Here is a 20,432-nt window from a genome sequence, read left to right as displayed (position 1 = left end):
CGTGTCACCGTTCACGCGTCCGTACGGGATCGCAGCGCTCTTTGGGGCGCTCGGCCTGAGCGGATGCATGCGGGTGGGTCCGGACTTCAGGCCGCAGCACGAAGCGTGGAGCGAGCACTGGAGCAGTGCGTCGATCACGCAGGTCACGCAGCAAAGCGCACAGCCGGACGTGCGCCAATGGTGGCTGATTTTCGGCGACCAGAATCTCGAACGTCTGATCGCGGAAGCCGACGCGAACAACGGCGACCTGAAGATCGCCGGACTGCGCGTTCTCGAGGCGCGCGCACAGCTCGGCATCGCGCTCGCGGGACGCTATCCGCAGGTGCAGCAGGCAAGTGCCGAGGTACTCGCGTCGGCGCGCAAGCGCTCCGGGGGCTCCAATCCGCGCTCGGGTGCGTTCGTGCAGTACGGCGCGGGTTTCGCCATCGGCTGGGAGCTGGATTTCTGGGGGCGTTTCAGCCGCGCGATCGAATCGGCCGACGCCGCGTTCTTCGCCGCGCAAGCGAACCGCGACGATGCGCTGGTTCTGTTGCACGCTCAGGTCGCGGATACCTATTTCACGCTGCGGGTCGCACAGGCGCGGCTACGGATCGCGCGCGAGAACGCCCAATTGCAGAAACGCAGCTATGACATCGCGCAAAAGCTCTTCAAGGCCGGCGAATCCGATGAGCTCGACTTCCAGCAGGCGAAGACGCAGTACCTGGGGACACTGAGCAGCATTCCCGACCTCGAAAGCCAGATCGTGCTGGCGCGTCATGCGCTGTCGGTGCTGATCGGGCGAGCGCCTGGGCCGCTGCCGGAACTCGACGTGCAGGCGGGCAAGGAAGGCGTGGTGCCGCTAGTCGATCATGCGGTGCTGCAAGACGTGCCGGCCGATCTGCTGTTGCGCCGCCCCGACGTTCGCGCGGCCGAGTATCAGATGGCTTCGCAGTCGGCGCTGATCGGCGTCGCCAAAGCGGATCTGTACCCGTCCGTATCGTTGCTCGGCACGCTGACGTGGAGCGCCAGTTCGCTCGCGGGCGCACCGAGCACACTGCTCTTTGCCGCGGGCCCGAGCGTCACGTGGAACGTGTTCGATTACGGCAGGATCACGAACAACGTGCGCGTCCAGGACGCGCGGCTGCAAGAGTTGACGGTCGCTTATCAGAACACGGTGCGCGAGGCGGCGCGCGAGGCCGACGATGCCGCGACCGCGCTGATCGCCGCGTTGCAGCGCGACACCATTCTGAATGACGCGCAAGGCGCGGCGCGGCGCTCGCTGACGCTCGCCAATACGATCTATCGGGAAGGGTATTCGGACTTCCAGCGGGTGCTCGATGCGCAGCGCGCGCTGTTTGCGCAGCAGGACGCGTACGTGGTCAATCGCAGCAATGCGCTCGGCAGTGTGATCGCGCTTTACAAGGCGCTCGGAGGCGGTTGGGAGACCGAACAGCCGCTCGTCGATGCGGCGACGCGCGCGCAGATGCGGCAACGCACGGATTGGGGCGACCTGCTCGACGAAACGGCGCCGGCTTCCGGTACGCCGGGGCAGGCCGAAGGGGCGTCACGATGAGCGATACCCAGGATACCCGCGAGCCTCCAACCGCCGCCGCGCCGAAGTCGTCGACGCCCGCCGCCGACCCTTCGGGCAGGGCGGTCAAAGTGGTGGTCTGCCTGATCGTACTGAGCCTGATCTGGTATCTGCTCGCCGACCGTTTCACGCCGTATACGCAGCAGGCGCGCATTCAGGCCTATGTCGTGCCCGTTGCCGCCGAGGTGTCGGGACGCGTGACCCGGGTGTTCGTCCACAACAACCAGGATGTCAACGCCGGGGACGTGCTGTTCGAAGTCGACAGCGAGCCATACCGCATTGCCGCTGACCGCGCGCGCGCCGATCTGGAGTCCACGCGCCGTCAGGTCGGTGCCGGCACGGCCGGCATCGAGTCGGCTCTCGCGGCGTTGCGGGCCGCCGTCGCGAACGAGGTCAAGGCGCGCCAGGACAGCGACCGACTCGAGCGGCTCTATCGCGAAGACGAGGGCACCGTGTCGCTGCGACGTCTCGAGGTCGCGCGGGCGACGCATGCACAGGCGCTAAGCCAGGTCGACGGAGCGCGTGCCGAAGTCGAGCGCGCGCGGGAGCAACAGGGCGGACACGAGGCGGAAAACGCGCAGTTGCGCAGCGCCGCCAGCGCATTGGAGAAGGCCGAACTCGATCTCGCCAACGCGCGGATCAGGGCGCGTTCGAGCGGCGTCGTAACCGATCTGCGCACGGAAGTCGGTCAGTTCGCGGCGGCGGGCAATCCGGTGATGACGCTGATCGCGATCCGCGACGTGTGGGTTAGCGCCGACATGACGGAGAACAATCTGGGCCATCTGAAACCCGGCACGCGCGTCGAGATCGCATTGGACGTGCTGCCCGGTGAAGTATTCGACGGGCGGGTCCGCAGTGTCGGCTATGGCGTGAGCGTGGGACAGCCCACGCCGGCCGGCAGCCTGCCCACCGTGCAGAATAGCCGCGACTGGCTGCGTCCCGCGCAACGTTTTCCGGTGATCGTCGAATTCGACGACAGCGAGCGCGCCCGTCTGCGTGATCTGCGGGTGGGCGGGCAGGCCGAAGTGATGGCGTTTCCGACCCAGGGCAATCCGCTCAATCCGCTGGGACACGCGTTCATCCGGCTGATGAGCTGGCTTTCCTATGTCTATTGAGAAGCCCATGCAGCTCGTGATCCAGCGCCTCGGTTATCGCGCGATACGTGTTGCTCTCGGAACGGCCACCGCTGTTGCGGTCAGCTTCGGACTCGATTTTCCGATCCCGGTCGTCGCGCCGGTATTTACGGTTTTTTTGCTGGCCACGCAGAATCGTCCGCTGTCGTTGAAGGCCGGCGTGATTCTGTCGCTGGTCGTCGCATCGACCACCGGCAGCGGCTTGCTGCTGGTTCCGTTGCTGCGTCATTACGCGCTGGCCGGCGTGATGATCGTCGGCCTGATGTTGTTCTTCGCGTTTCGTTATGGGCTGCGCGGCGGCAACAATCTCGTCGCCACTTTTCTGGTCGCGGGACTGACGATGATTTCCGCCGCGGGCACGGCCGACTTCGAGCTGGCCTTGACAGTAGTCGGCGCACTGGCGAAGGGGCTGCTGCTGGCCGTGCTGGTGTCGACGCTTGCGCACAGCCTGTTTCCCGAGCGGACGGACGCACGAGAACAGCCCGGCGCGGCAGCGATGGCGCAAGACAAGGCGGCCTATATCGCGCTGCGAGCCGCGCTCGTCGTGATGCCGGCTTATCTGCTCGCGATGACCGATCCGGCGAATTACATGCCGATCATCATGAAGTCCGTGAGCCTCGGCAGACAAACCTGCACGACCTCGGCTCGCGGCGCCGCGCGCGATCTGATCGGCTCGACGCTGCTCGGCGGTCTGCTCGCGATCGCCTTCTGGTTTGCGCTGAGGCTGTTCGTGCATCTGTGGATGTTCTTTCTGTGGATGCTGCTGTTCGGCCTGCTGGTGGGACGCAAACTGTACGGCCTGCAACCGACGCGTTGTTCGCCGGGCTTCTGGCTGAACAGTCTCGTGACGATGATCATTCTGCTCGGGCAATCGGTGCAGGACAGCGTGGCGGGCAAGGACGTCTACACCGCGTTTGCCGTGCGAATGGGGCTCTTTCTGGCCGTCACGGTCTACGCATGTTTGATGCTTCTGCTTTTCGAGCAACACCGCCGGGTGGAGTGAGGTGGTGCGTCATGCCGCAAAGCCGACCCGGTGATCGGCGTGGTCTTCATCGGCTTGATCGTGGCCGCCGCTGTACGTGGTGTGCAGGAAGCCGCGCATCGGGCGCAAAGGATCGGATAGCGAGGTAAGGTATCGCGTGCGGGCAAAGTCCGGCCGTGCGATGTCGACGTCGCCGTCGCCGGGAAGGCGGGCTGGCGCGCGGTATGCTTTCCTCGAAGTCTTGACGCAATGGAGACGACACACAATGGCACGCTTGCTTTGCGATATCTGCGGTGTCCGGCCGGCGACGGTGCGGCTTGCGGTACTTCAGAACAACCAGCGTCAGGTGCTCGACGTCTGTGATTTTCACTACGCGCAACTGACCCGCCATCAACGCTCTATCTCGCCGCTCGAAGCGCTGTTTCGCGCGCAGGCATCGGCCCAGGAGCCGTCCGCTGCCGATCCGCATGCCGCGCAGCAGCCCGTCGAAGGCGGCGAATCGTTCAGCATCGAGCGGCATTTCAGCGACGTCGCGATGGAGATGCTGCAGCGCGCCGCTGAAACCGCGGCGCAGTTCGGCCGTCGCGAGGTCGATACCGAACACCTGCTATACGTGCTGGCCGACCATGCGGCCGTCGAAGCGATCCTCGCTTCGCTCGGTGTGAAGGGGAGCGATTTGCGCGCCTATATCGACGCGAACGCAGAGAAGCGCGAACCCGCCGCACCGAGCCCGCACGAGCCGATGGGCGTCTCGCCGCGGCTGAAGAGCGCGCTCGATCGCGCGTTCCTGGCTTCCCGCCAACTGGGTCACAGCTCGGTCGGCGCCGAACATCTGCTGATCGGTCTGGCCGAAGTGCCGGAGAGCTTTGCGGGGCAACTGCTAGGCCGGCTCGGCGTTCAAGCGCCGGCGCTGCGCCAGCAGACGCTGCGCGCGGCCGGCGTGCAGAAGCCAGCGGCGCCGCGCCAGCCGTCGCGCACGCCGCAGCTCGACAAGCACAGCCGCGACCTCACGGTCCTGGCGCGCGAAGGCCGGCTCGACCCCGTGATCGGACGGTCAAGCGAAATCGAAACGATGGTCGAAGTGCTCGCGCGCCGGCGCAAGAACAACCCGGTGCTGATCGGCGAGCCCGGCGTCGGCAAAACGGCGGTCGTCGAAGGGCTGGCACAGCGGATGTTCAACGGTGACGTGCCGGAGTCGCTGCGCAACAAGCGGCTCGTCGAGCTCAACGTGAATTCGATGGTCGCGGGCGCGAAGTACCGGGGCGAATTCGAAGAGCGCGTGAAGCAGGTGATCGACGAAGTGCTGGAAAACCAGGACTCGCTGGTGCTGTTCGTCGATGAAGTGCATACGATCGTCGGCGCGGGGCAGGGCGGTGGCGAAGGCGGTCTCGACATCGCCAACGTGTTCAAGCCGCCGATGGCGCGCGGCGAACTCAATCTGATCGGTGCAACGACGCTCGCCGAATATCAGAAGTACATCGAAAAGGATGCGGCGCTCGAGCGGCGCTTTCAGCCGGTGCTGATCGCCGAGCCGTCGGTCGTGCAGACCATCAACATTCTGCGCGGACTGCGCGACAGGCTGGAGGCGCATCACAAGGTGACGATCCAGGACGATGCGATCGTCGGCGCGGCGGAGTTGTCGGATCGCTATATCTCCGGGCGCTTTCTGCCCGACAAGGCGATCGACCTGATCGATCAGGCCGCGGCGCGTGTCAATCTGTCGTCGACATCGCGGCCTGCCGCCGTGCTCGAACTCGAAGCGGAAATCGGTCAATTGCGCCGCGAGCAGGACTATGCGGCATCGCGCAAGCAATTCGATCGCGCGCATGCGCTCGGCGGCGAGATCACCGCGAAGGAAGAGCAGCTGCGCGAGTCAACCGACGCGTGGAAGAAGAGTGTCGGCACCCACACATCGCATGTGAGTATCGGGCAGGTCGCCGAAATCGTCGCGCGGCTCACGGGCATTCCCGTCGCGCAGTTGACGGCCGAGGAAAAGGAGCGGCTTCTGAATATGGAGCAGCGCTTGCATCAGCGCGTGATCGGCCAGGATGAAGCCGTCGTGGCCGTCAGCGATGCCGTGCGGCGCGCGCGTGCCGGCTTGCAGGCGCGGCACCGGCCCACCGCCGTGTTTCTGTTCCTGGGGCCGACCGGTGTCGGCAAAACCGAGCTGGCGAAAGCGCTCGCCGAAGTCGTGTTCGGCGACGAGGATGCGATGCTGCGCTTCGACATGAGCGAATACATGGAGCGCCATACCGTCGCGCGTTTGATCGGTTCGCCGCCCGGATACGTTGGCTACGAAGAGGGCGGGCAGCTGACCGAACGGGTGCGGCGCAGACCGTACAGCGTGATCCTGCTCGACGAAATCGAAAAGGCGCATCCCGACGTGTACAACGTGCTGCTGCAGGTTTTCGACGATGGACGCCTGACGGACGGCAAAGGGCGCGTCGTCGATTTCAGCAATACGCTGATCATCGCGACGAGCAATCTCGCGTCCGACGTGATCACCGGACAGAACCGCACGGGGCCGGGATTTTTCAGCCAGGCGGGCTCCGTCAGCGTGGAAAGCGGCGTAATGAACGTGCTGCGGCAGCATTTCAGGCCGGAGTTCCTCAACCGGATCGACGACATCATCGTGTTCAAGTCGCTGGGCCGCGACGAGACGCGTCATATCGTGCGGATTCTGCTGGAGCAGGTGCGACGCATTGCCAGCAGTCAGGACATCGAGCTGAGCTTCGACGACTCGCTCATCGACCATCTCGCGACCGAGGGCTATCGGCCCGAGTTCGGCGCGCGCGAACTGCGCCGGCAGATTCAGCAGCGCGTCGAAAATCCGTTGGCGAAAGCGCTGATCAATGGCGAAATCGGTGAAGGGATGCGAGTGGTTTGCCGCTACGACTCGCAGGAGCAGCGGGTGGTGTTCGAGCCCGTCTCCGAAGCAGGGGGAGCATTGCCGTAGAAGGCGATCAAGGCGCTTACAGAGCCTCTTTCATGGGGGCTCTTGACTATTGACTACCGGCGCAAAAAGGGGGAGCTTGTCTGCTTGGGTTGGGTTCGCTGTTGTCTCGATCGTTTCGACTATCCGAGGTGACCATGTGGATCTTCCGTGTAAATGAGCCTCGTCTTGGAGCCATCCGTATTCGCGAATGGCGCCGGCACGCACGCCACACGGTCGGCCTTCTCGTTCTGCTGCTCTGCAGTGCCGCCACCGGGCTGTTCATCCTGGATCAGTCCAATACCTCGTTCCCAAACAAAGTACTTACATCGGTGTGGAATGGGCTCAACCTCGTCACGACACTCGGCGCCTTTGGCGAATTCAATCGGCCTCAAAAGATCTTCATGCTGGTAGCCATGATCGCGACCATGCTGATCGGCGGATTCGCGGTTTCGAGGCTCACTGGCATGCTATCCGGCGACGACGTGATGGCTTATCGGGAGAACAGGATCATGGAGCGCAAGCTCGACCAACTTGCCGATCATGTCGTGGTAGTGGGATTTCATTCGCTCGGTGAACTGGTCGCCGGGCGGCTGCGCGACGCCGGACATACGGTGCTCGTGCTCGTGGGCGATCAGGGGCAGGCCGAACGGGCGGCGGATCACGACTTTCAGGTCATGCTAGGTCCGCCCGGGGAATTCGACGACGTGCTTAAGCACGCGCGGCTGGACCGTGCCAAAGCGCTGGTCGTGACGACCCCCGACAGCAACAACAATCTGGCGATCACGCTGGCGGCGCATACGCTGAATGCGTCGCTCGCGATTGCAGTGCCCGGCGAAAACCCCTTGAGAAAGATGTTGTTCGAGAGCGCGGGGGCATCCAACGTGGTGATCGCGAACGAGATCATCGCGAACGCGCTGGTCGGCAAGCTCACGACCTGAGTGGAGGTGGACACATGAAACCAGCGGCTTCCACGCGCGCTCATCTGCATCACTCGCCGTTTCTGCAAGGGCTTTTGCCCTTCAATTCCTCTCAACTGCCGCGCGACATCATCGCCGGGCTCACGCTGGCGGCCCTCGGCATACCCGAGGTGATGGGGTACACGAAGATATCCGGCACGCCCACCGTCACGGGTCTTTATACGATCCTGTTGCCGCTGGTGGCGTTCGCGGTTCTGGGTGCTTCGCGTCAACTGGTAGTCGCGGCGGACTCCGCGACGGCCGCGATCCTCGCCGGTACCTTGACGACCGTGGCTGCATTGGGCAGCAAGGAATACATCGGGCTGACGAGCACGGTGGCCCTGACGGTCGCCGTGATGCTGGTGATCGCGCGTATCTTTCGGCTCGGCTTTCTGGCCGACTTTCTTTCACGAAGCGCGTTGATCGGCTTTCTGACGGGGGTAGGCGTGCAGGTCGCGGCGGGGGAACTCGCTGGGCTGCTCGGGCTCGCGAAGCAGGGGCATGGCCCCGTCATGCAACTGGTGAGCGTGGTTCAACGTGTGGCCGAAGCGAACTATCCGACCACGCTCCTTTCGCTTGCCGTACTCGCGGTGATCATCGGCTGCAAGCGTCTCGCGCCGCACGCGCCAGGCGCGCTGATCGCCGTGGTCGGCTCCATCGTGGCGAGCGGGGTGTTCAATTTCGCCGCACACGGCATCGCGGTGACGGGCGAAGTGCCCGGCGGACTGCCGTCGCTGTTCGTGCCGCCGCTGCACATGAGCGAGATCAACCAGGTACTGGCGACGGCGGCCTCGTGCTTCATCGTCATCATCGCGCAGAGCGCGGCGACGGCGCGTGCCTACGCGGCCCGCAACAACGAGAAGGGCGACGATAACGCCGACATCATCGGACTCGCGGCGGCGAACGCGGCCGCGGCGTTTACCGGCACCTTCGTCGTGAACGGCAGTCCGACCAAGACCGAGATCATCGACGATGCGGGAGGACGCACCCAGGTCGCCCATTTGAGCACCGCCGTGATCGTGCTGCTGGTGCTGCTGTTCCTCACGAGGCCGCTCAGCCTGATGCCTGCCGCCGTGCTGTCGGCAATCGTCTTCATGATCGGTGTGAAGCTGATCGACGTGAAGGGGATGGCCGAACTGTTTCGCATGCAGAAGGACGAATTCGTCGTTGCGTTGCTCGCGGCGGGCGTGGTCGTGTTCGTCGATGTGATGCACGGCATTCTCGCCGCCGTCGTGCTGTCGCTGATCGCGCATGCGCGGCATAGCTATCGGCTGCGCACGCGCGTGTTGACGCGCGGCCCCACCGGCCACTGGATTCCCCATCACGTCGAGCCGAATCTGCTCGCGGCGCCCGGCATCGTCATCTACCGGTTCGAGGCGGATCTGTTCTATGCGAACACGGGGCGCTTCACAGAGGAAGTGCTGAAAATCGTCAACGAAGCGGACGTTCCGTTGCGCTGGGTCGTGATCGACGCAACCGAGATCAGCAATATCGACTACACGGCCGGCAAGACCTTGCTCCAGCTGGGTGCGGAACTCGACCAGCGCGGCCTGGGTATCGCGGTGGTCGCGGTGCCGGCTGGCGTGCGGCACGAACTCGAGCGGTACAGGGCACTGCGGATGAGCGGCGCGCATCGCGAGATCTTCGAGACGGTCGATGCGGCGATCGACGCACTGCGCGATCTGTCGCCACCCGCGTGGGCGGCAGCCCCGGACGCCGACAAGCCGGGATAAAGCAAGACAAAGTGAAGTGACGGGAAGGGAAGTGACATGACAAGGCCGCTTGATCCCGATTCGAACAAGGAGTGACGCGTGTCTGATTCCGCTGCTGAGAAGTCCATCCAACCCGCCACGGATCGCGCCGATCCGAAGACGCTGGCGGCACAGGAAGATCCGTCCATGCTGTTCGCCGGGCGTGGCTCGCTGGCCGCGCGCATGGAGCAGGGCAAGGCGGCGCGCAAGAAGGCGCCGCGCGCGGAGCTGGGAATCTGCAAGATCGTCGATCGCGATCCCATCGCTCTGCTCGATGCGTCCAACGTGGGCCGCGTGCCGGAGCTGATCCCGATCCGCTACGGTCGGATGGTCGCGAGTCCGTTCGCGTTCTATCGGGGTGCCGCGCCGCTGATGGCGCACGACCTGTCGAAACTGCCTCGTTCCAACGTGAGCGTGCAATTGGGCGGCGATGCGCATCTCGCTAATTTCGGGCTGTTCGCGAGTCCGGAACGGCGCATTCTTTTCGGCCCCAACGACTTCGACGAAACCCTGCCGGGTCCGTTCGACTGGGACGTGCGCAGGCTCGCCGCTTCGTTCGTGATTGCCGCGCGCGAACGAGGCTTTACGATTCGCGACCAGCGCGCCGTGGTACGCCGGCTCTGCGAGACCTTCCGGCAACGGCTCGCCGGATTGAGCAGCATGGACACGCTCGACGTCTGGTATTGCCAGTTCAAGGCAGCGAGCATGCTGGCGATTGCCGATTCGGTGGAGGAAAGACGGAAAGAACTGGCCGTCATCGAAAAGGCGAGGCAGCAATCATCACGTTCCGTGCTGACTCGCGCAACCGAGATGGTCAACGGCAAGCTGCGCATCAAGGACTCGCCCCCGCTCGTGTACCACGTCCCGCTCGAGAGCAAGCACGACCAGAAACAGTACCAAACGCTGGTACGGCGCTTTTTCGCCGACTATCGACTGACGCTTCCCGATGACAGGCGCGCACTGTTCGATCGCTATGAGCTGGTGGATATCGCCATTCGCGTGGTGGGCATCGGCTCGGTGGGAACACGTTGCTACGAGACGCTCTTCATGGCCGACGGAGAGTGCCCGCTGTTCCTGCAACTCAAGGAGGCGCGGGCTTCCGTGCTGGAGGAGTATCTGCCGCCGAGCCGCTATGCCAATCACGGCCAGCGCGTGGTGAACGGGCAGCGTCTGCTGCAGTCGGCCAGCGACATTTTCCTCGGCTGGTCGAAGATGCATCACACCGGCAACGACTTCTATGTGCGGCAATTGCGCGACATGAAGGGGGCGTTCGACTTCACCACGTTCGACGTCGAAGATCTGGGCGAATATGCGGTGTCCTGCGCTCACGCGCTGGCGCATTCGATGGCGAAAGCAGGCGACCCCGCATTGCTCAGCGGATATGTCGGCAAGTCGGAGGCATTCGACGAAGCCGTCGTGCAATTCGCGCTCGCTTATGCGGAGCAGAATGAGGCGGACTGGACGGTTTTGAAAGCGGCAGTCAAGGCGGGACGTATTCAGGCCATTCGTGAATGAGGTTCAAGTCCCAGCCTGATTTCTTCTCAATCGCATCGCCTAATTGCCTTCCGGCATTTTCGACGAATGATGGCTGGTAATCAGCCACTTGTGTCCGTTCCACGCGTAGGTGAACGTATAGCGCGCCTTGACGACCGAGCCGTCCGCGAACTTGAACGTATAGAGCCCCGAGTCGATCGCCGTATTGCATTCGATCATGATGTCGCGGAAGTCGATCGTGCCGACCGGTTTGTTTTCGAGGAAGCGTTTGAAATAGTCGAGCTTTTCGTCGGCGGTCAAACGCGGCTTGTTCGAGACGGTCGGCAGCAGGATCGAGTTCGGTGCGTAGTTCGCCACGACCTTCTGCGGGTCGCCGGTTTTCAGCGAGTCGTTCCAGCGATCGAACAGTGCGGAAATCTGCTTCTCCGAGGCCGGATGGCACGTTTCGGACCTCGCGAATGCGCTGCCATGCACCACGAGCGCAACCATCGCGAGGACGACGGACGGCCCATATACGCTGATTCTCATGATGCCCTCCGCGATCGACATTAGAGGACGACAGACCGGGTGATTTGGGTAACTTCAGCTCGCTTCTTCCAGGACCACGACACTGCGCGCTTCCACGCGGCATTGCTCGCTTTCGATGACGCCCTGCTGCGCAACTTGCACGATGTCATGCGGACTGTTGCGCGCGGTATCGACGATACGCCGCCAGTGCCGCGCGTCTGGCGCGGGCAATTCGACCGTGCGCGCGCAATCGCTCATGTTGAACACCATGTGCAGTGCCGCCTCGCCCGGCTTTTCGCCCCCCAGCGTGACGGCGAGAAGCCGCGCGCCGGCATCGTGCCAGCCGGGCTCGTTCAGGCGCTCGCCATGCCATGCCACATCCGGCCGCGTTTGCCCGGGCGCTGGCCGGCCGGTCAGGAAATTTTGCCGGCGCAAACTTGCGTGGCGCATGTGCAGCGCAATCAATTCACGCACGAAGCGCGACATCGCCGAGCCGGTTTCAGTGGGTGTCCAGTCGAACCAGCTGAGCGCGTTGTCCTGACAATAGGCGTTGTTGTTGCCGCGCTGGCTGCGCAGCACCTCGTCACCGGCGAGCATCATCGGCACGCCCTGGCTCAGGAACAGAATGGCCATCAGGTTGCGCGCCTGGCGCAGCCGCAGCGCGAGAATCGTCGGGTCGGAGGTCTCGCCCTCGGTCCCGCAGTTCCACGACAGGTTATTGGAGCTGCCGTCGCGATTCCCGTCGCCATTGACCTCGTTGAGTTTCGTCTCGTAGCTCACCAGATCGATCAGCGTGAAACCGTCGTGGCACGTGACGAAGTTGATGCTGTTGTCGGGCAGCCTGCCGCCGTCCGCATACAGGTCCGAACTGCCCGCGATGCAGGTGGCGACCTCGCCGATCAGGCCCGGGTCGCCGCGCACGAAACGGCGAATCACGTCCCGATAGCGGCCGTTCCACTCGGCCCACGCCATGCCGGGAAAGGCGCCGACCTGGTACATGCCGGCGGCGTCCCACGCTTCCGCGATCAACGGCACGTGCGCAAGCACACGCGAAGACTCCATCGCCCAGGGCAGCGGTGGATCGGCCATCAGCTCGCCGTGCTGGTCGCGCGCGAACACACTCGCCAGATCGAAGCGGAACCCGTCGACGCCCAGCTCCTCCACCCAGTATTCGAGGCAATGAACGATGAACGCCGTCACCAGCGGATGGTTGCAATTGACCGTGTTGCCGCAGCCGGTGTAGTCCCGATAGCGACGCCGGTCGGTCTCGTCGAGGTGGTAGAAAATATCGTTGACGAGGCCCTTGAAGTTGATGACGGGCCCCGTCTCGCCGGCTTCCGCCGTATGGTTGAACACGACGTCGAGCAGCACCGCGATGCCCGCGGCGTGCATCGCGTCGGTGAGCGCGCGAAACTCCTGCGGCGCGCGCGCGGGGTCCAGGCAGTAGCGAGGATGCGGGCTGTAGAAGCTATGCGTGCTGTAGCCCCAGTAGTTGATCAGGCCGAGAGCTGCCGTCCCGGGCGGAACGTCCTGCTCGTCGAAGGCCATCACCGGCAGCAGCTCGACGTGGGTCACGCCGAGTTGCGTGAGATACGGAATCTTCTCGATCAGGCCGGCGAAGGTGCCGGGATGCTGGACGCCGCTCGACGGATGACGCGTGAAGCCGCCCACGTGCAACTCGTAGATGATCGCGTTGTCGAGGCCGCGCGAGATACGGTTGGGGGGCGCGCGCAGCGGTTCCGTCACGATCGCGCGGTGCGTGGCGTGCGCGGCGGGGTTCGGGTTGCCGGCCCCACGCCGTGTCCACAGAACGTCGCTGACCGCGCGGGCATACGGATCGAGCAGTTCGCGTTCGGGATCGAACGCGAAGCCGCCGGACTGCGTATCGCGCGGACCATCCACTCGCCACGTGTAGTGCGTGCCGAACGGCAGTCCTTCCACCATCACATGCCAGAAGAAGAAGGTTCGATTCTCATCGGTACAGAGAGGGATGATCTGAACCGGCTCGGGGCTGTCCGCGGCCTCGTACAGCAATAGCTCGACGCGCGTCGCGTGGCGGCAGAAGATGCAGAAATTGATGCCCCCGGGCACCGCGCTGACGCCCGTCGGAAACCGCGAGCCGGGGCGAACCGCGTGAGCACGCAGCAATGCCGTTTCAGGGTCATTGGTCAAGGGTGATCCTTATCGGGCAGATCCTCCAGATCTTCTTGCAGTATTCGCCGATGGCCCGGTCGGAGGAGAACTTGCCCGAGCGCGCGGTGTTCAGGATCGACATGCGGGTCCAGCGCCGCGTGTCCTGCCACGCGGCGCTGACGTCGTCCTGACGCGCCACGTAGGCGGCGTAATCGGCGAGCACGAGAAACGGGTCCGCGTGCAGCAGATTGTCGATGAGCGGGCGGAACATCTCACGGTCGCCGCGCGAGAACTGACCGTCGGCGATCAGTTGCAGCACTTCGCCCAGTTCCGCGTTGTCCTTCACGTAGTCCGCGGGGTGATAACCCGCGCGCTTCACTCCTGCCACTTCGTCGGCGGTCAGGCCGAACAGGAAGAAGTTTTCGTCGCCGACTTCTTCGCGGATTTCGACGTTGGCGCCGTCGAGCGTGCCGATCGTCAGCGCGCCGTTCATCATGAACTTCATGTTGCCGGTGCCAGACGCCTCCTTGCCGGCCGTCGAAATCTGCTCGGACAGATCGGCGGCGGGGTACATGAAGTGGCCATTCTTCACGTTGAAGTCCGGATAGAACACGACCTTCAGCCGGCCGTTCACCACCGGGTCGTGATTCACGACTTCGGCAATGCCGTTGATCAAACGAATGATCAGCTTGGCCATCACATAGCCGGGCGCGGCCTTGCCGCCGAAGACGAAACAGCGCGGCGTCAGCGCGAGTTGCGGATCGCGCAGCAGGCGCCGGTACAGTGTGACGATCAGCAACGCGTTCAGATGCTGCCGCTTGTATTCGTGGATGCGCTTGACCTGCACGTCGAACAGCGCGGCAGTATCGACGACGATGCCCGTGACGCGGCGGATATGCTCGGCGAGCACCGCCTTGTTCGACTGCTTCACGCTACGCCAACGCTGCTGGAACGCGGCGTCGTCGGCATAGGCTTCGAGCTCGCGCAATCGCGCCAGATCCGTGACCCAGCCAGCGCCGACGGTCTCGTCGAGCAGCCGCGCGAGCCCCGGATTGCAAAGCAGCATGAAACGGCGCGGCGTGACGCCGTTCGTGACGTTGTGAAAGCGCTCGGGCCACAATTCGGCGAAGTCCCGCAGCACGGTTTGCTTGAGCAGCCCGGAATGCAGTTCGGCCACGCCGTTGATCGCGTGGGCGCCGACGGTCGCGAGATGCGCCATGCGCACGAGCTTGTCTCCGCGCTCGTCGATCAGCGACATGCGTGCGAGGCGCGCTTCATCGCCCGGAAAGCGTTGCCGGACCTCGTCGAGGAAACGCCGGTTGATCTCGTAGATGATTTCGAGCAGGCGCGGCAGCAGGTTGCGCATCAGCGGCAACCCCCAGGTTTCGAGCGCCTCGGGCAGCAGCGTGTGATTGGTGTACGCGAGCGCGCGCCGGGTGATGTCCCAGGCCTCGTCCCACGGCAGCTCCTTGTCGTCCACCAGCAGACGCATCAGCTCGGCGACCGCGATCGACGGGTGCGTGTCGTTCAGCTGCACGTTGAACAGATCCGCGAAGTGTCCGAGCGGTTCGCCCTTGATTTCGAGCAGGCGCAGCATGTCCTGCAGCGAGCACGACACGAAGAAGTATTGCTGCGCGAGCCGCAGGCGCTTGCCGATCTCGGGCTCGTCGTTCGGATACAGCACTTTCGACAGCGTCTCGGAGATGACCTTTTCGTTGACGGCCTCGTAATAGTCGCCGGCGTTGAAGTCCTGCAGGTCGAACGACTCGACCGCTTCGCTTTTCCACAGCCGCAAGGTGTTGCAGGTGTTGACGCGATAGCCCGGCATCGGGATGTCGCACGCTACGCCTTTGATCTGCCGCGTGGGGGTCCAGCGCACACGCAGGTGCCCGCTTGCATCGGTCTCGTTGTGCGTGCTGCCGCCGAAGCCGACGTAGTACGCCACCTCGGCGCGCACGATCTCCCACGGATTGCCTCTTTGCAGCCACTTGTCGGTGGTTTCGATCTGCCAGCCGTCGCGAATCAGCTGGTCGAAGATGCCGAATTCGTAGCGGATGCCATAGCCGATGGCCGGGATTTCCAGCGTCGCGAGCGAATCCAGATAGCAGGCCGCGAGCCGGCCCAGCCCGCCATTGCCGAGCCCCGGCTCCTCCTCGATCTCGAGCAGCGTATCGAGGTCGACGCCGAGCGAGGCCAGCGCTTCACGCGCGTTGGCCTCGATGTCGAGGTTGGCGAGGTTGTTGCCGAGTTGCGGGCCGATCAGGAATTCGGCGGAAAGATAGCAGGCTACGCGCGCATCGCTGACGGCGTAGGTCCGGACGGAGGCTGCCCAGCGCGCCAGCATGCGGTCGCGCACACTGTAGGCGAGCGCCATGTACCAGTCGTGCGGCGAAGCGATGGCCGGATAGCGGCCGAGCAGGCACAGCAGATTGTCGAGCACGCCGCGCCGCAGCGCGGCGGCGCTCAGGCCGGTGCGCGCCGCATCCATGCTTTGCGGCGTGGTCGTGGTGGGAGCGTCGTCCATGGAGCTTTCCCCCGGTGCGTGCTGCGCGTGAGGTTCAGAAGGGCCAGACCCAGTCGGCGACCTCGGCGCGGTCCGTGGCGTGCGTATGCGCATGGTGCAGGTGGTGGGCGCGTTGCGCAGGCGCTTCGATGATTGACGGGGTCCGGATCGCACCTGTTCGCGAACCTCTGCGACCGGGTATTTTTTGCCAGCCGACGAAGATTCATAACGCAGAATATGTTACTGCGCGAAGATTGCAAGGATGATCCGGCACCGTATTGCGCGGCCTGGAAAACCGCAAGTTGTATTCAGGCCGCGATCCGATGTTCGTAGAACGGCCGGTCCCGATCGTCGAGAATCGCGTACAGCGCTGCCAGATCGTGCGGATCGGGATTCAACCACGCGTCGATATGCTCGGGCTTGATCGGAATGATGCAGCGATCGTGGCCGGCGGCGGCAACCTCGGGTGGCGGATCATCGGTGATGGCCGCGAAGGACAATAGATCGGGCTCGCCTTTGCCGCTCCAGCGGGACCATAAGCATGCGACCAGCATGTCATGGGGCGGGTTGGGGCTGAACTCCAGCCGGACATTTTCATCTTTGTCGCCGGGCGCCAGTTCACGGCCTTCCATCCGCGCGCGCGATACGTTCTCATAGAATGAACTGGCCAGCACGAGTCCATGCGAGCAGCCGAATAGCGTTTTCCAGAAACCTTCGAGACTGTCCCGACGGGCGTTGTACGTGCCCGGATAGCGGGTGTCGTATGATGCGGGCTTGCCGGCGAGGCGGCACTGATAGCGCATCGGCTTGACCACGCGCTGGCCGTTTTCCATCACCAGTACCGGCGCGTAGTAGCCTGGAAAGATGCGCGAGTCGGCTGCTTTGGGATCGACCCGGCGGAGGTCGTCGAGCCGTTCGAGCGTGCGGTCGATCTTGTCTTTGGCGATCCGTTGGCTCTCGGTCGCCGCCTTGGTGACTTTGGTCTGCAAAGAGCGCTCGGCATCGGCGAAGCGGGTGCGCTGTTTGAACAGTTCCTGTTCGAGCTTCACGGTCTGCTGCGACCGGAAGCGTTCGATCAGCGCCCAGACTTCCCGTTGCGCGTCGGACTGCGGTTCCGAGAACGCGTCTTCCATCGCTTTGGGAATCTTCGCCTGATTGTCTTGCGCGCGTTCGAAGAAAAGCCGCGCGAATTCCTCGATGCTCATCTGCGCGCCGAACATGCGAACGTAGCGCCGGTAGTCCGCCACGATCTGAGCCGAATAGCACATGGATGCCCTCCGTTTGCTGTCCCGATGATACGCATTCGCGCGCTCGTGTCAGCAGAAGTTTCTGCTCGTCGTTTGCAACTTGCCCAGCAGATGGGACATATCGACGAGCCGCTGCGCGACGAGGTGCCGTACTTCTCCCTGACACTGCCACGTGCCGTACACGGCGAGCAGCGTGGCGCCCAACGCTTCCTTGCGCTGTTTTTCGAGCAGGCCCGGCCAGATGATCACGTTGACGTTGCCCGTCTCGTCTTCGAGCGTGACGAATACGACGCCCTTGGCCGTGCCAGGTCGCTGACGCACCGTCACCAGTCCGCAGGCGCGCGCGAGGCGGCCGTCGCGATAGGTCCGCAGCGTCGCGGCCGGCATCAGCCGGTTCGCGAGCAATTGCGGCCTGAGCAGTTCCAGCGGATGGCGGTTCAGCGTCAGGCCGAGCGAGCGGTAGTCGGCGACGATGTCGTGCGCTTCGCTCGGTGCGCCCAGTTCGGGCGTTTCGTCCTGAGTCGCCGCGGCCGCGAGCATATCCTTGTCCGGCACCGCGGCGACCGACTGCCACAGCGCTTCGCGGCGGTTTCCCGCGAGCGCTGCCAACGCATTCGCATCCGCGAGCGCATGCAGGTCTTTGCGGTCGAGCTGCGCGCGGCGCGCGAGATCGTTGACGCTCGCGAACGGACGAACCGCGCGCGCGTTCTCGATCCGTTCGGCGGCGCCGTCCTTCATGCCGCGCAGCAGCGAAAGACCGAGCCGCACGGCGGGGCGCATCGCCCCCGCACGCGGTTCGAGCGAGGAGTCCCAGCCGCTCACCGTCACATCGACCGGCAACACCGTGACGCCGTGCCGCTGCGCATCCTGAACCAGTTGCGACGGCGAATAGAAGCCCATCGGCTGGCTGTTCAGCATCGCGGCGAGAAATGCCTCTGGTTCGTGACACTTGAGCCAGCTGCTCGCATAGACGAGCAGCGCGAAACTGGCCGCGTGACTTTCGGGGAAGCCATATTCACCGAAGCCCTTGATCTGCTCGAAGATCGCCTCGGCGAAGGCCTGGTTGTAGCCGCGCTCCTGCATGCCGAGCACGATGCGGTCATAGTATTTTTCGAGCCCGCCCTTGCGTTTCCACGCGGCCATCGCGCGCCGCAGCTGGTCGGCTTCGCCGGCCGTGAAGCCGGCCGCGAGAATCGCCACCTGCATCACCTGCTCCTGGAAGATCGGCACGCCGAGCGTGCGGCCCAGCGCGGTCTTTAACGCGTCGCTCGGATAGGTGACGGGCTCGAAGCCCTGGCGGCGCTGCAGGTACGGATGCACGGCGCCGCCCTGAATCGGACCCGGCCGCACGATCGCGACTTCGATCACGAGGTCGTAGAACGTCTGTGGCCGCATGCGCGGCAGCATGCTCATCTGTGCGCGCGATTCGATCTGGAACACGCCGACCGTATCGGCGGCTGAAATCATCGCGTAGGTCGCGGGATCTTCAGACGGAATGTCCTGCATTTCGAAACGTTCGCCGCGCTGTTCCGACACGAGGTCGAGTGTGCGCCGGATCGCCGACAGCATGCCGAGCGCGAGCACGTCCACCTTCAGCAAGCCCAATGATTCGAGATCGTCCTTGTCCCACTCGATCACCGAGCGGTCGGCCATCGCCGCGTTTTCCACCGGCACGAGCCGCGTGAGCTTGCCGCGGCTGATCACGAAGCCGCCCGAATGCTGCGACAGATGGCGCGGAAAATTCAGCAGTTGCGCGGCGAGCTTCGCCCAGGCCTGAATCAGCGGCTTGTCCGGATCGAGGCCGGATTCCGCGAAGCGCGCGAGCAGATCCTGGCGGCTATCGAACCAGTGATGCGACTTCGCGACCGCATCGACGATCTGCGGATCGACGCCGAGCGCCTTGCCGGTTTCCCGCAGCGCGCCACGCGGACGATAGGTGGACACCGCCGCCGCGATCGCGGCCCGGTCGCGGCCGTACTTGCGATAGATGTACTGGATCACTTCTTCGCGCCGCTGGTGCTCGAAGTCGACGTCGATATCGGGCGGCTCGCCGCGCTCCTTGCTGATGAAGCGCTCGAACAGCATGTTGCCGCGCGCGGGGTCCACCTCGGTCACGCCGAGGCAGTAGCAGACCGCCGAGTTCGCGGCCGAGCCGCGACCCTGACACAGAATGTGCTGGCTGCGCGCGAAGCGGACGATGTCATAGACGGTCAGGAAATACGGCTCGTACTGCAGGTCCGCGATCAGTTCGAGTTCGTGCTCGATCTGCTGCTGCACGTGATGCGGGATCCCCGCCGGAAAACGCCGCTGCGCGCCGATATAGGTCTCCTGGCGCAAGTACGAGGCCGGCGTATGGCCGGCCGGCACCAGCTCGTCGGGATACTCGTAGCGCAGCTCATCGAGCGAAAACGTGCAGCGGCTCATGATGTCGACCGTCGCGGCCAGCGCGTCTTCCGGGTACAGGTTGGCCAGGCGCAACCGCGAGCGCAGATGCTGCTCGGCGTTCGGCGCGAGATCATAGCCGCACTCATGGACCGGTTTGCCGACCCGGATCGCGGTCATCGTGTCCTGCAGCGGCTTGCGCGAGCGCACGTGCATCACGACTTCGCCAAGCGCGACGACGGGCACGTCGCGGCTCTTCGCGACGAATTCGACCGCGCCGCGATGCATGTCGTCCATCGCGCGTTGATGCAGCACGAGACCGACCCATGCGCGGCCGGTGAAGGTTTCGTCGAGCCATTCGACCTGCGCGTCGAGCGCGTCTTCGCTGGCCGGGAAATCCGGCACCAGAATCGCGAGGCAGTCGGGCATGCCGAGCAGGTGGCGATATTCCTTCTCCGGCCGCGACAGATCCTGCGGCGTGAGCCGGTATTCGCCCTTGGGCGCGCGCATGCGCGCGAGCGTGATCAGCTCGGACAGATTGCCGTAGCCGTTGCGGTTGCGGGCGAGCAGGATCAGGCCGAAGGCCGGCGAACCATCGGCATTGACGAGCCGGAAATACGAACCGACGATGAACGGCAGCTTCGCTTCCTTCGCCGCGACATGCGCGCGCACGACTCCCGCGAGGGAGCATTCGTCGGTGATCGCGAGCGCGGAGTAGCCGAGTTGCGCGGCACGCTCGGCCAGTTCCTCAGCGTGCGACGCGCCGTGCAGAAACGTGAAGTTGGAAAAGCAGAACAGCTCGGCATACGCCGGCAGCATCGTGAAGGTGGTGTCCATGG

At 64.3% G+C, this 20,432-nt stretch carries 12 protein-coding genes; 7 read left to right on the top strand and 5 right to left on the bottom strand.

The window, feature by feature from the left end; genetic code table 11:
* The first annotated feature begins 1 nt into the window (after position 1).
* The 7 genes from G5S42_RS22940 (at position 2) to G5S42_RS22910 (ending at position 10,842) form a co-directional block, all read left to right on the top strand.
* A complete protein-coding gene (locus G5S42_RS22940; RefSeq protein WP_176108865.1) occupies positions 2-1,552 on the top strand; it encodes an efflux transporter outer membrane subunit in 1,551 nt (516 codons plus the stop codon).
* Positions 1,549-2,685 carry an HlyD family secretion protein gene (locus tag G5S42_RS22935; protein ID WP_176108864.1) on the top strand — a complete coding sequence of 379 codons (1,137 nt, stop codon included), beginning with the start codon at positions 1,549-1,551 and terminating at the stop codon, positions 2,683-2,685. Before G5S42_RS22940 ends, G5S42_RS22935 begins: the two co-directional genes overlap by 4 nt.
* Positions 2,686-2,692: 7 nt before the next feature.
* Positions 2,693-3,706, top strand: coding sequence for a DUF2955 domain-containing protein (locus G5S42_RS22930; RefSeq protein WP_176108863.1), 1,014 nt, complete (start codon positions 2,693-2,695; stop codon positions 3,704-3,706).
* Positions 3,707-3,950: 244 nt separating this feature from the next.
* Entirely contained in the window at positions 3,951-6,641 is a 2,691-nt protein-coding gene (locus G5S42_RS22925; protein WP_176108862.1) for an ATP-dependent Clp protease ATP-binding subunit, read from the top strand.
* Between the two features lie 134 nt (positions 6,642-6,775).
* Positions 6,776-7,558, top strand: a complete 783-nt coding sequence (locus G5S42_RS22920) for a potassium channel family protein (protein WP_176110604.1) — start codon at positions 6,776-6,778, stop codon at positions 7,556-7,558.
* Positions 7,559-7,572: 14 nt separating this feature from the next.
* The gene (locus G5S42_RS22915) at positions 7,573-9,309 is read left to right on the top strand and encodes a SulP family inorganic anion transporter (protein ID WP_176108861.1); all 1,737 of its coding nucleotides are present in this window, start codon (positions 7,573-7,575) and stop codon (positions 9,307-9,309) included.
* Positions 9,310-9,387: 78 nt separating this feature from the next.
* On the top strand, positions 9,388-10,842 hold the full coding sequence (locus G5S42_RS22910) for a DUF2252 domain-containing protein (RefSeq protein WP_176108860.1): 1,455 nt from the start codon (positions 9,388-9,390) through the stop codon (positions 10,840-10,842).
* 39 nt (positions 10,843-10,881) lie between these two features.
* Here the strand turns inward: G5S42_RS22910 and G5S42_RS22905 are convergent, their stop codons facing one another.
* The 5 genes from G5S42_RS22905 to G5S42_RS22885 form a co-directional block, all read right to left on the bottom strand.
* On the bottom strand, positions 10,882-11,349 hold the full coding sequence (locus G5S42_RS22905; RefSeq protein ID WP_176108859.1) for a DUF4440 domain-containing protein: 468 nt from the start codon (positions 11,347-11,349) through the stop codon (positions 10,882-10,884).
* Between the two features lie 54 nt (positions 11,350-11,403).
* Entirely contained in the window at positions 11,404-13,500 is a 2,097-nt protein-coding gene (gene glgX, locus G5S42_RS22900) for a glycogen debranching protein GlgX (protein ID WP_246392057.1), read from the bottom strand.
* On the bottom strand, positions 13,490-15,985 hold the full coding sequence (locus G5S42_RS22895) for a glycogen/starch/alpha-glucan phosphorylase (RefSeq protein ID WP_176108858.1): 2,496 nt from the start codon (positions 15,983-15,985) through the stop codon (positions 13,490-13,492). The genes glgX and G5S42_RS22895 overlap by 11 nt, the downstream gene beginning before the upstream one ends.
* A gap of 287 nt (positions 15,986-16,272) precedes the next feature.
* A complete protein-coding gene (locus tag G5S42_RS22890) occupies positions 16,273-17,232 on the bottom strand; it encodes an SOS response-associated peptidase family protein (protein WP_176108857.1) in 960 nt (319 codons plus the stop codon).
* Positions 17,233-17,280: 48 nt separating this feature from the next.
* Complete coding sequence (locus G5S42_RS22885) at positions 17,281-20,430, bottom strand: error-prone DNA polymerase (RefSeq protein WP_176108856.1); 3,150 nt, start codon at positions 20,428-20,430, stop codon at positions 17,281-17,283.
* Between the last annotated feature and the right edge of the window lie 2 nt (positions 20,431-20,432).

The sequence above is a fragment of the Paraburkholderia youngii genome (genome assembly GCF_013366925.1).
GTDB classification, from domain to species: domain Bacteria; phylum Pseudomonadota; class Gammaproteobacteria; order Burkholderiales; family Burkholderiaceae; genus Paraburkholderia; species Paraburkholderia youngii.
This window is presented reverse-complemented; position numbering and strand designations above follow the sequence as displayed.